The organism is Agaribacterium sp. ZY112 (assembly GCF_041346925.1).
Classification (GTDB): Bacteria; Pseudomonadota; Gammaproteobacteria; order Pseudomonadales; family Cellvibrionaceae; genus Agaribacterium.
In genome coordinates this window covers 4,226,383-4,238,124 of the sequence record NZ_CP166840.1, presented here as the reverse complement: position 1 = coordinate 4,238,124, position 11,742 = coordinate 4,226,383, and the positions used below count along the sequence as shown (strand labels likewise).

The 11,742-nt window shown below is 47.5% G+C and carries 13 protein-coding genes and 2 tRNA genes; 4 read left to right on the top strand and 11 right to left on the bottom strand.

The genetic code is table 11. The annotated features are described in order from the left end of the window. Positions 1–74 precede the first annotated feature (74 nt). Both AB1S55_RS18490 and AB1S55_RS18485 read right to left on the bottom strand, forming a co-directional pair. A complete protein-coding gene (locus AB1S55_RS18490) occupies positions 75–254 on the bottom strand; it encodes a zf-HC2 domain-containing protein (protein ID WP_370979669.1) in 180 nt (59 codons plus the stop codon). Continuing rightward, positions 247–927 (bottom strand): RNA polymerase factor sigma-70, encoded by a 681-nt coding sequence (locus AB1S55_RS18485; RefSeq protein ID WP_370979668.1) that lies wholly within the window; start codon positions 925–927, stop codon positions 247–249. Before AB1S55_RS18485 ends, AB1S55_RS18490 begins: the two co-directional genes overlap by 8 nt. Positions 928–997: 70 nt before the next feature. Here AB1S55_RS18485 and AB1S55_RS18480 point away from each other — a divergent pair, with 70 nt between their 5' ends. Continuing rightward, positions 998–1,501: a DNA-deoxyinosine glycosylase gene (locus tag AB1S55_RS18480; protein ID WP_370979667.1), complete on the top strand. Its 504-nt coding sequence runs from the start codon at positions 998–1,000 to the stop codon at positions 1,499–1,501. Here the strand turns inward: AB1S55_RS18480 and AB1S55_RS18475 are convergent. The 9 genes from AB1S55_RS18475 to AB1S55_RS18435 all read right to left on the bottom strand — a co-directional run bounded on the left by AB1S55_RS18475 (position 1,494) and on the right by AB1S55_RS18435 (position 8,318). Continuing rightward, entirely contained in the window at positions 1,494–1,823 is a 330-nt protein-coding gene (locus AB1S55_RS18475; RefSeq protein WP_370979666.1) for a hypothetical protein, read from the bottom strand. The two genes, AB1S55_RS18480 and AB1S55_RS18475, sit on opposite strands and share 8 nt — an antisense overlap. A 185-nt stretch (positions 1,824–2,008) precedes the next feature. Beyond that, positions 2,009–2,085 (bottom strand) — tRNA-Met (locus AB1S55_RS18470). 83 nt (positions 2,086–2,168) lie between these two features. Further along, complete coding sequence (gene ychF, locus AB1S55_RS18465) at positions 2,169–3,263, bottom strand: redox-regulated ATPase YchF (RefSeq protein WP_370979665.1); 1,095 nt, start codon at positions 3,261–3,263, stop codon at positions 2,169–2,171. Between the two features lie 42 nt (positions 3,264–3,305). Further along, positions 3,306–3,902 carry an aminoacyl-tRNA hydrolase gene (pth, locus tag AB1S55_RS18460; protein WP_370979664.1) on the bottom strand — a complete coding sequence of 199 codons (597 nt, stop codon included), beginning with the start codon at positions 3,900–3,902 and terminating at the stop codon, positions 3,306–3,308. A gap of 30 nt (positions 3,903–3,932) precedes the next feature. Continuing rightward, positions 3,933–4,574: a 50S ribosomal protein L25/general stress protein Ctc gene (locus tag AB1S55_RS18455; protein ID WP_370979663.1), complete on the bottom strand. Its 642-nt coding sequence runs from the start codon at positions 4,572–4,574 to the stop codon at positions 3,933–3,935. A gap of 100 nt (positions 4,575–4,674) precedes the next feature. After that, the gene (locus AB1S55_RS18450; RefSeq protein WP_370979662.1) at positions 4,675–5,622 is read right to left on the bottom strand and encodes a ribose-phosphate pyrophosphokinase; all 948 of its coding nucleotides are present in this window, start codon (positions 5,620–5,622) and stop codon (positions 4,675–4,677) included. 64 nt (positions 5,623–5,686) lie between these two features. Further along, a tRNA-Gln gene (locus AB1S55_RS18445) sits at positions 5,687–5,761 on the bottom strand. 233 nt (positions 5,762–5,994) lie between these two features. Further along, positions 5,995–6,588: a lipoprotein insertase outer membrane protein LolB gene (gene lolB / locus AB1S55_RS18440; protein ID WP_370979661.1), complete on the bottom strand. Its 594-nt coding sequence runs from the start codon at positions 6,586–6,588 to the stop codon at positions 5,995–5,997. Then, entirely contained in the window at positions 6,585–8,318 is a 1,734-nt protein-coding gene (locus AB1S55_RS18435; protein WP_370979660.1) for a tetratricopeptide repeat protein, read from the bottom strand. Before AB1S55_RS18435 ends, lolB begins: the two co-directional genes overlap by 4 nt. Before the next feature lie 220 nt (positions 8,319–8,538). On the opposite strand from AB1S55_RS18435, the gene hemA reads away from it, so the two are divergent. The 3 genes from hemA to prmC are packed head-to-tail and all read left to right on the top strand — an operon-like array spanning position 8,539 to position 11,726. Further along, positions 8,539–9,798: a glutamyl-tRNA reductase gene (gene hemA / locus AB1S55_RS18430; protein ID WP_370979658.1), complete on the top strand. Its 1,260-nt coding sequence runs from the start codon at positions 8,539–8,541 to the stop codon at positions 9,796–9,798. Positions 9,799–9,817: 19 nt separating this feature from the next. Then, a complete protein-coding gene (prfA, locus tag AB1S55_RS18425) occupies positions 9,818–10,900 on the top strand; it encodes a peptide chain release factor 1 (protein WP_370979657.1) in 1,083 nt (360 codons plus the stop codon). Between the two features lies 1 nt (position 10,901). Continuing rightward, positions 10,902–11,726: a peptide chain release factor N(5)-glutamine methyltransferase gene (prmC, locus tag AB1S55_RS18420; protein WP_370979656.1), complete on the top strand. Its 825-nt coding sequence runs from the start codon at positions 10,902–10,904 to the stop codon at positions 11,724–11,726. Positions 11,727–11,742 lie beyond the last annotated feature (16 nt).

Genomic DNA, 11,742 nt, shown 5'->3' with positions numbered 1-11,742 from the left:
GTGAATTAATGGGCGTGATAACGGTTTGTCGTTTATCTCGCCCTATATTTAGGTCTGCCTGCTTTGAGATATACCTACTCTTTACGTTGTTTAAACTGTGTCATTGCAGCTCTGAGAGAGCCTAAGTTGTTGTTGAAGCGTTTGCACTTTTTACACATAAGTAAATGAAATTTAAGGCTTATCTTTTCGCCTAGGCTTAAAGGTCGTTCTTGTGCAAGTGATAATAGGCGAGTGACTTCTTTACAGCTAAGCATTTTTATCTCCCTCACTGAACCAACGAAGCTCTAAACATTTTTGTAGGCGCATGCGAGCGCGATACAGGATGACATGAAGGTTGCTGACACTTAGTTCTTCGCCTTCACATATCTCATCTGAATCTAAACCGATAAACTCTCTCATCATAAATACTTTTGCTTGGCGCTCGGGTAATTCATGTAGGCAGGTTTCAAACACCACCCAGAATTGATCATCTTTAAAGCTTGCTTCTGGGTTGCCCCAGTCTGCAGGCCCCATTCCTCTAGACCAGTGACCGCGTTCATCAAATAGGTTTGAGAAATCTTCATCTTCACTCGCACTGTTACCTGATAAATTTGTAAGCTCAACGGTGCGGTGCCGCTTGCGAAGAATATCGGCTATTTTATTTTTTAAAATAGCAAATACCCACGTTTTATAAGCGCTCTTGCCCGCAAAGGACTTGGTATTCTTCATTGCGCCAATCAATGCTTCTTGTACGGCGTCCTCAGCAAGTTGATGATCACGTAGCTGTAAATTGGCAAATTTAAGCATTTGCGCCTGCAGCTCCTGCATATAAGCAGCATCGTTAAAATGTGCTAATCCTGCATTTGGATCGCTTTGCGTAGAGGTCGTATTAGTATTCATTGCTCGGGCCCAGCTTAAGTTGGTCGCCCATTCTACCTGAACTGTCACGTGTATCTACAAAGCATGTTTTAATATTCTCTTCTTTAGTAGTCGTTTGGTTCGAGGTTTTCTTACGTTTATGTTGCATTCAAGCTTTCCACCCTTGTATCAGGAGAGCACTGAGATATTGGTATTGGGCTCTATGCCAGGTCAGGTGTCTTTAGATGCGCAGCAATATTATGCTAATCGGCAAAATCTGTTTTGGAGTTTTGTCTTTGCCTGCCCTCGGGCGGAGCTGCCTAATTGCTACGATCAGCGTATTAAGGTCTTGTTTGATAGGCATATTGGGCTCTGGGATGTGCTAAAGCATTGCCATAGGGAAGGTAGCTTGGACAGTGCTATTTCACGCAGTAGTGAGGTAGCAAATGACCTCGAGGTTCTTGTACAAAGCATGCCTAGGCTTAAGCGCCTTTGTTTTAATGGTAAGAAAGCCAGGCAGCTCTTTGATCGCCATATTCTTAAGGCAGGTAGCTTCCCTGTTGCACGCTATGAGCTTGTTGATTTGCCCTCTACGAGCCCCGCAAATGCTGCAATGAGTTTTGAGACGAAAGCGCTGCGGTGGCGTCAGGCTTTATCTATTTAGCCTGCAGCCATTCCTGATAGTAGCTTTCTAGTAACTCAAAGCTTTGACTGAAGTTTTTTGCCATAAGCTGGGCAAGCGCTTCAGCTTGTGTTTGTTGCTGCTCGTGCAGCTCCCGCTCTTGTTTGATCACTTCAATGACCCACTGTGCGTCATTGCTCGCGTGGCTACGACGTTGAAAATGTAAGCTATAAGCAGCGCCTTGATCATTGGCGATTAAATCGAGTGTTCCACCCCCGTTCTGGCCAAAGGCTTTGAGAGTACTCTCATCAAAACTATCATCAAAGACGGCGCGGGTGGTTTGATTATGTAAGTTTGTGGGCATCGCAATCTCCTGTGAATTCGCCTCAATTGGCGCGTTACTTGGAGAACTGTCTGAAGGCTTGGTTCAATTGCGTGTGGCTGCACTTGGTTTTTTTATTGATGTAACGCAAGAACTGGATTTCCTTCAACATACAAACCGAAGGGCATAAAAAAGGCCGACAAGCAAGCTTATCGGCCTTTTAAATATGGTAGCTAGAGGCAGGGTTGAACTGCCGACCTCAGCATTATGAGTGCTGCGCTCTAACCAGCTGAGCTATCTAGCCATTTTTTCTTGCGGACCTCAGTCTGCGAGAGGGGCGGTATTTTGCTTATCAAGCCCCTCGAAGTCAAGCCTCTTAATGAAGTTTTAGACGTTAAATCTGAAGTGAACGACGTCGCCGTCTTTACAGATGTAATCTTTGCCTTCTAAACGCCATTTTCCAGCGTCTTTTGCGCCACCTTCACCGTTAAATTCGATGTAATCGTCATAGGCGACAACTTCGGCTCGGATAAAGCCTTTTTCGAAGTCAGTATGGATTTTACCGGCAGCTTGAGGTGCCGTTGCGCCAACGGGGATGGTCCAGGCTCTTACTTCTTTCACGCCAGCGGTAAAATAAGTGTGTAAACCCAGTAGATCGTATCCGCCGCGAATAACTCGGTTTAAGCCCGGCTCTTCTAGGCCTAGGTCTTGTAAAAACTCGGTTTTTTCGTCGTCTTCTAATTCGGCAATTTCAGCTTCTAGCTTGTTGCACACAGGAACAACAATGGCGCCTTCTGCTGCTGCAATTTCGCGAACTTGGTCAAGCAGGGCGTTGTCTTCAAAGCCATCTTCTTCGACATTAGCGATATACATGGTCGGTTTAAGGGTCATCAAACTCAGTTTTGAATTTAGCTCTGCTAGTTCTTCTTCATTTAACTCAAAGCTGCGTAAGGGCTTGGCTTCGTTTAGATGAGGCAATACCTTTTCGCACAGCGCCTTAATCTTCATGGCTTCTTTGTCTTGGCCTTTGGCGGCTTTAGCAAAGCGCTGAATGGCTTTTTCTACCGCTTCAAGGTCAGCTAGGGCAAGCTCTGTGTTGATAACGTCGATGTCGCTGGCAGGGTTTACCTTGCCGTCAACGTGGATGACGTTCGGGTCATCAAAGCAGCGAACTACATGGGCAATAGCGTCGGTTTCACGGATATTGGCCAAAAACTGATTGCCGAGGCCTTCACCTTTGGATGCGCCCGCAACAAGGCCTGCGATATCAACAAACTCCATGGTGGTCGGAATCACTTTCTCTGGCTTGACGATCTCTGCGAGTTTGTCTTGACGGGGATCAGGCACAGGTACGATGCCACTGTTGGGCTCGATGGTGCAAAACGGAAAGTTCTCGGCGTCGATGCCGGCCTTGGTCAAGGCATTGAACAGGGTGCTTTTACCGACGTTGGGTAGGCCAACGATACCGCATTTAAAACCCATGAGCGTGTTCCTATCTTAATGTTGTGAACTGAAGTCTCTCAGTTACTTTGTTCGTGAATGCAGTTCGCGCGTGGCTTTGTCCCAGTCGGCCGCGACAACGTCGTCGAGCACTCTGAGGCTCTCATCAATGGCGTTGTCTATCTGCTGCTGGTCTTGGGCGCTGGCGCGTTTTAATACGTAGTTGGCAACGGCGCTGGCGTGACCCGGATGGCCAATGCCTAGGCGCAGGCGCGCAAACTGTTTGTTGTTGCCCAGCGCGCTAATAATATCGCGCAGGCCATTGTGACCACCGTGACCGCCACCAATTTTAAGGCGTGCAACACCGGGAGCTAGATCGAGCTCGTCGTGCACAACCAGTATGGCTTCGGCTTCGATTTTATAGAATTTGGCGAGTGCGCCAACAGCTTGGCCGCTGCGATTCATATAGGTGGTCGGTACCAGCAGATGCACATCGCTGTTAGCAATGCGCGCTTTTGCGCTGAAACCAAAAAATTTGGGGGAGGAGGCGAGCTGGGTGCCCGCCTGTCGCGCCAGCAATTCAACCAAGTCTTGGCCGGCATTGTGGCGCGTTCTGTCGTATTCAGAGCCTGGATTTCCAAGCCCCACAATCATACGAACAGGCACAGCAGCAGATTTCATAGTTCATTCACCTGCGCTGCGATATCACTCTTACTCTGCTGCGTCTTCTGCAGCTTCACCTTCAGAGGCTTCGTCTTCACCCATGCCGCGAGGCTTGATGATAGCAGCAACACTCTGATCGTGGTCAGCGCCGTGGCTCAATGCAACAGACTCAACACCTTTAGGTAGTTTAAGGTCTGAGATGTGAACTGATTGGCCAACTTCTAGTTCAGCAAGATCCACTTCGATGAACTCAGGGATATCAGCTGGTAGACAGCTAATTTCAAGTTCAGTCATCTGGTGGTTTACGATGCCGCCCTGTTGCTTAACGCCAACAGAACTTGCTTCGTTGATGAAGTGGATTGGTGCACTCATCTTAAGCTTCTTAGTTTTGCTAACACGCAAGAAATCAGCGTGGTAGATCACTGGCTTAGAAGGGTGGCGTTGTAGATCTTTCAAAATAACGTTTTCAGCTTTGCCGTCAACGTTAAGTTCGATCAAGTGTGAGTAGAACGCTTCGTTTTCAAGGTGCTTGATAAGCTCCTTGTATACGATGCTAATGTTCTGAGGCTTCTTGCGACCACCGTATACGATGGCAGGCACAAGGCCTTCTTCGCGACGGAGGCGGCGGCTCGCACCTTTCCCTGCGTCATCGCGAGCAATAACGTCTAGTTTAAAATCTTCAGCAGACATAGTCTTTTCTCTGTTTCGTAAATAAAAATAAACCCCGATAACCCGCGACCAGGACTATCAGGGACAGATCACTGCCGAGGCAGTGGGCTCTAGTGCTTGTTTAACCTTCGTTAAACATCGCGCTAAGAGATTCTTCATTGCTGATGCGACGCATCGCTTCAGCGAGCATGTCAGCCAAGCTAAGTTGGCGAACTGCCTGACAATTTTTCGCTTCTTCTGAAAGGGGGATAGAATCAGTAACAACCAGTTCATCGAGTTCACTGTTGTTTAGGCGTTCTATCGCAGGTCCGCTCAGTACTGCGTGTGTGGCGTAAGCCACTACTTTTTTCGCGCCATGCTCTTTAAGAGCGAGAGCTGCGTTGCAAAGTGTGCCTGCGGTATCAACCATGTCATCGACCAGCAAGCAGGTGCGACCTTCGATCTCACCAATAATGTTCATGATCTCTGCGACGTTCGCCGTTGGGCGGCGTTTATCGATAATCGCAAGTTCAATGCCTAGTTGTTTAGCAACGGCACGGGCGCGAACAACACCGCCAATGTCAGGGGAGACAACCACTAGGTCTTCAAAATGTTGTTTGCGAATGTCTTCAAGCAATACTGGTGAACCATAGACATTATCAACAGGCACATCAAAAAAGCCTTGGATTTGCTCACAGTGAAGGTCAACGGTGAGCACTCGGTCAACACCAACGGTGACCATCATGTCTGCAACTACTTTGGCTGTAATAGGGACACGCGCCGAACGCACGCGTCGGTCTTGGCGGGCGTAGCCAAAATAAGGTACTACCGCAGTGATTCGTCCCGCAGATGCTCGTCTGAGTGCATCGATAATGACCAGCAGTTCCATGACGTTGTCATTGGTGGGAACACAGGTCGGTTGAATAACAAAGACGTCGCGCCCGCGCACATTCTCATTGAGCTCAACGCGTATCTCACCGTCTGAGAACTTGTCGACCATAATGTCGCCAAGAGGTACATTAAGCTTGTCTCCAATGCTCGCTGCAAGTTCAGGGTTTGCATTACCGGTGAAAACCATTAAATCAGCCACGTAGAGACCTCTTTATACTACCAATTGTTTGGAGACTAATGAGTGTGGCGTGAGCGAGAAGAAATGGCTGGGGTGGAAGGATTTGAACCTTCGCATGACGGGATCAAAACCCGCTGCCTTACCGCTTGGCTACACCCCAGTAAAACTCGCTTGGGGAGGCATCATAATCACTTAGTGATTAAGTCCTCGAGTATATAAACAACTGTTTATCTACCATCGTCGAAACTCTTGTTTTGCCTTGGCAAAAGCTAGAAGTCTCAGCCCCCCTCGAGGAAGGCGCGTACTTTAATAGCGCTTTAAGACGATGTCAAACCTTTGTTTCGATTTTTTTTATGCTTTTTTATTTTTGGTTAGTGGCGGTGAAAGTTTAGGCTATTTGTGGGTTTGGGAGCCACTTACATGCTTGCCCCAGTTCTTAATGGCGAGCTTGATCTGAAACTCGCCGGTGCCTGCACGCAGTTTGTAGGGCAGGCGTAATTGTTCAATTGCGTTGTAGCGGCTAGGCTCGACAACCCAGCCGAGCTGTTCGAAGTAAATAAGGTCGCCATTCTCGGAGTAGCGTTGTTGGCTGACACTTGCATCTGGGCTTGGTAAGCCTCTTATCCACCAGCGGAGCATGTCGACTGGCATGGCAAGACCTGACATGCGCTCTAATAATTCTCGAGCGCTGTTTGCGTGGTATTCACCATTAGAGTTGCGCAGGGTGGCGCTGTGACTGTTGCCTTCAAGTTCGATAGCACCGCTGCCAAGTGGTCCGTTAAGGCGGATTTCATACTGATCTTGTTTTTGATTCCAGCTTAGGTTTGCACTGTGCCCTTCGTTAGGGGTTTTAAGTGCAATTTTGCCCTTGATACTCCATTGCTGCAGTTGCCCAGGGCTTTGGGCTGTGAATACCGTTTGCTGAGAGGTGCAAGCGGCTAAGGCTAAGCAGTAGCAGAGTACGTAAATACGCAAGCTGGGCTTCACAGTTCTACCTCAAGTCGTTTGAGTGTTTGTTTTAAGGTTTCACTATTGGGCCAATTATTAATTGCTTCTTTCCAGATTTTACGTGCTCGCCGCTGATCACCCTGTTGCCAAAGCACTTCTCCAAGGTGGGCTGCAATCTCATGATCCTTGGTTTGCTTATAGGCCTGTTCTAGTAGCTCTTGTGCTTGTTTGTAATTCCCTTGTTTGAATGCGAGCCAGCCCATACTGTCGATGATTGCGGCATCATTGGGCTTAAGGGCGTAGGCTCTTTCTATATAGACGGCAGCATCAGCAAGGCGGTTTGTTTGGTCTAGCAAGGTATAGCCTAAGGCATTGAGTGTGGCGGCATTATTAGGCGATTGCATTAAAACAATTAAGAAGTCTTGCTCTGCTTTATCTGGGTTGCGCCTAGCTGCGTAATACATGGCTCGGCTGTAATGCAGTATTACGCTCTCTGGGAATTCGTTTAAACCCTGTCTGTAAACTGAGATGGCGCGAGCGTCTTGTTGGGTGCTGCTGAGGGTTTCAGCTTCTACTTGATACAGCGATTCTTTGTGTCCTGGCGTATCAGCTTGCTCTCGCCTTGCGCTTAAAAAGGCTAGGGCGTTTGAAAATGTCTCATTGCGAGCAATCAACTCTGCTGCGCGTGATGAGGCTTCGACATAGCGCGTGCCACTCTTTACTTGGATGTAGTGGTTTATTGCGTCGTTTTTCCGGCCTTCACGCTCGGCCATGTCGCCGAGGTTGAAATGAGCAATGCCCGTATATTGGTTGCGGCTTAGCAGGTTATTAAATGTGTTTTTGGCCGCTGGGATATTGCCTTGGCTGTATTCTAATAGTGCTAAATTGAGTAGCACGTCGGCATCTTGTGGTGTTTGCTCGTGAAGGATTTGGTACTGCTCAAGGGCCATGCCTAAGTCGTAACCAATGAGGAGCTGAGCGTAGCGGTTACGTAGTTGTGGGTTCTGCGGCTGTAGTTCAACCATTTTGCCATAGGCTGTAATAGCCTCGTCGGTACGCTGCATGGCAGTCAGTACACGAAACTCTTGGAAGCGTGCTCGAGAGTTGTTTTTATCGAGTTTGTTGGCTTTTTTGATCGCTTTTAACGCGGGTTCTAGCTCGCCTTTGGTTTGCAATAAAATACTGTAACCAACAAGTAGTTCGGTGTTTTTAGGGTATTGCTTTAGTAGGTTGGAGTAGGCTTGAGTGAGTTCATCGTTCTTGCTGTAGTTCTTTTGAGCTGCATCGATAGCGATGTCTTCAAACCCTGAGCTATGTCCGGCAGCAAGTAAACGCTGGGATTCGGCAAATGCCTCTTCAAAGCGTTCTGCATAAATGTATTCTGAAATGAGAATGAAGCGGGCTTCATAACTGCCTGGATCAAGCTCCCGCCACTGTTCAGCGAGCATTAGGGTTTCACTATGGTTTTTGAGGATACGGGCTATTTGTGTTGCGCGAGCGGTGACATTGACGTCGCGGCTTTCTATCGCTTCTTCTACGTAGTTGTCTAGGCCGACATCATAGCGCTCTCGTACTAGAGCCAGTTCTGCAGTTAACAAGCGATAAAGGCTATCCTGCTGGAAGTGCAGACTCGGCTCAATCTCTACCTTGGGTAGGGGGGTTGCAGCTTGTTTGGCTGGGGTTGAGCTACAGGCACTTAAGCCTAGCGCTGCTGAGACGGTAAAAAAGGCTGCCAAAACACAATGCTTGGGCCTTTTGCAAAACAACATTCAAACTCCTGACTCTGTTCTCGCTGGTGTAAGCGCCTGTATCCTTTGGCGAGTTCTATCGTCGGCACTATAGCGTTTTTCTGATGCTTGCAGCTAGCTGTAGCTGCGTATAAATGCCTCTAAATGAAAAAAGCTGCGTCGCTTTATCACTTTTGGCTTGCTCCTAGGGCTAGTTGCACCGAAAATGCACGGTTTTATCTAATGGCGGCCTAGGCGGCGAATGACTCTTTTTGCTCTTGGAATTAATCACACTACGGCAACGGTCGATGTACGTGAGAATCTGGCATTTTCGTCGGATGACGTACGTCGCGCCTTAGCTGAGGCGCGTGAGCAGGGCATTGTTTTGGAGCTGGCTTTATTAAGCACCTGTAATCGTACAGAGCTTTATGCAATTTCTGAGCAGCCTTTACTTGTGATTCAGCAGTGGTTGGCCGAATTTAAAGCTATTTCACTAGAGCAGCTTTGTAGTTGTAGTTATGTATACCGTAATTCTGAAGCGGTAAGCCATATGATGAAGGTGGCTTCAGGTCTAGATTCTTTAGTGCTGGGTGAGCCACAGATTCTAGGACAGATGAAAAGTTGTTACGCCTTGTCGGGTGAGCACGGAGCTATCGATTCTCAATTACACAACTGCTTTCAGCAGGTTTTTGCCACGGCAAAGAGGGTGCGTTCGGAAACCGCCATTGGCGAGAATCCGGTATCAGTCGCTTACGCTGCAGTGAGTCTTGCTCAACAAATCTTTTCGGATTTACGCAAAGATACGGCTTTGTTGGTGGGGGCTGGTGAGACAATAGAACTGGTCGCTAGGCATCTGCGAGAGCAGGGCATTAAGCGTTTATTGATTGCCAATCGAACTCTAGAGAATGCGAGGCGCTTAGGTGCAGAGGTAGATGCAGAGCCTTTGCTAATATCTGACATCCCTCATTATTTGGCAGAAGCTGATATTGTTATCTCGTCGACGGCAGCACCTTTGCCTCTTATCGGTAAGGGCATGGTGGAGGACGCCTTAAAGAAGCGTCGCCATAAGATGATGTTTATGGTCGATATTGCTGTTCCTAGAGATATCGAGGCCCAAGTTGGCGAGTTAAATGATGTCTTTTTATATACGGTGGATGACCTTACTGAGGTGATCGATGAGAATCGGCGCTCTCGGCAAGCAGCCGCTGAGCTTGCTCAAGATATTGTTAATGAGGGGGTTCGCAAGTTTGAAACTGAACATCGAGCCCTGAGTGCGGTTGGCAGTATTCGTACTTTTCGCTCTCAAGTAGGAAGTCTTACTGAACTTGAACTTGAAAAAGCACTGAAAAATTTACGTTCCGGTCAAGATGCTGAGCAAGTGCTTGAACGCTTTGCTGCAAGCTTGAGTAATAAGTTTATGCACGGCCCCAGTGCCGTAATGAAAAAAGCAGCAGGTGATGAAGATCTCGCTTTTTTACGCCATATTAAAAAATTATTTTCTTTAGTTGATGTCGACGACTGACATCTGAGTACTCAATATTATGAAACAGAGCATATTAGATAAGCTTTCTTTGTTAGCTGAGCGCTATCAAGAAGTTGGCCACCTTCTCGGTGATGCCGATGTGATTGCGGATCAAAACCGTTTTCGCGAGCTAGGCAAAGAATACGCGGAGCTTGAGCCGGTGGTACAAGCTTTTGAAGCTTATCAGCAGCTATTAGACAACATCGAAGAGGCAAAGCTACTTGCTGCCGACGATGATGCCGATATGCGAGCAATGGCGCAGGAAGAATTAAAAGAAAGTGAAGCGCAGTTAGAGCCTATTGAATTAAATCTGCAAAAATTATTACTACCTAAGGACCCAAGCGATGATAAGAACGTGTTTCTTGAAATACGTGCGGGGACCGGAGGTGATGAGGCTGCGATTTTCTCTGGTGATTTATTTCGCATGTACAGTCGTTACGCTGAGTCACGTGGTTGGCGTATAGAGTTAATTAGTGAAAGCCTAGGTGATCATGGTGGTTATAAAGAAATTATTACCCGTGTTGTAGGGCAGGGCGCTTATTCTCAGCTTAAATTTGAAAGTGGCGCTCATAGAGTGCAGCGTGTTCCGGAAACGGAAAGCCAAGGCCGCATTCACACTTCGGCGTGTACCGTTGCCATTATGCCTGAGGCAGATGAGCTTGATGCCATTGAAATTAATAAGGCAGATTTAAAAGTGGATACCTTCCGCGCTTCCGGAGCAGGTGGTCAGCACGTTAACAAAACCGATTCCGCAATTCGTTTAACCCACATCCCAACAGGCGTGGTTGTTGAGTGTCAGGATGAGCGTTCACAGCATAAAAACCGTGCAAAAGCGATGGCTTTATTAGCCTCTCGCTTAACTCAGGCTCAAGAGGAAAGAGCTGCAGCCTCTCATAGTGATCAGCGTAAATCTTTGGTTGGTAGTGGCGATCGCTCTGAGCGTATTCGCACCTACAACTACCCTCAAGGTCGAGTAACAGATCACCGTATTAACCTTACTTTATATAAGCTGGCAGAAATTATGGAAGGCCGCTTGGGTGAGGTTATTCAACCCTTGGTGAATGAGCATCAGGCCGATCAGCTTGCAGCTTTAAGTGAGTAACATGATCAGTATTGCTTGCTGTCTTAAACGCGCAGCTGAACTAACAGAAAGTGATACGGCGCGTTTGGATGTCGAGTTATTATTGGCCAAGTGCTTAAATAAAAATCGCAGTTATTTATTTACATGGCCCGAACGAGAATTGGATGAACAGCAAACACAAGCATTCTCTAGCTTATTTGAGCGTCGCCTTAACGGGGAACCAATTGCCTATATATTGGGCCAACAGGACTTTTGGTCTTTAGATTTAAAGGTTAGCCCTGCGACTTTAATTCCTAGACCTGAAACCGAGTTGTTGGTTGAGTTAGCCCTAGATCGAGGCTTTAATGATGCGCGTATATTAGATTTGGGAACGGGTACAGGAGCAGTGGCTTTAGCCTTGGCTAGTGAGTTCACTGCAGCTCATGTTGAGGCGGTTGATTATAGTGCGGATGCCGTCGCTCTTGCCGCAGAAAATGCGAAAGCCTTGGGTTTGGAGCGTGTATTGGTATCGCAGAGCGACTGGTACAGCAATGTGAGTGGTTGTTTTGATCTGATCGTGTCTAACCCTCCTTATATAGATGCAGGGGATAGGCATTTATCACAAGGCGATGTTCGTTTTGAGCCCTTAAGTGCTTTGGTGAGTGAGAACTCTGGCCTCGCCGATTTAGAAAAAATTATTTCGGGAGCGCCTACGTTTTTATTTGAATCAGCCTGGTTGCTGGTAGAGCACGGCTGGCAGCAAGCCGAATTCGTTCGCTTGCTGTTTTTAAAATATGGCTTTAAGCAGGTTGCTAGCCATAGAGATTTGGCTGGGCATGAGCGAATTACACTTGGCCAATTTATCTGATTGTTTCTTGCTTATC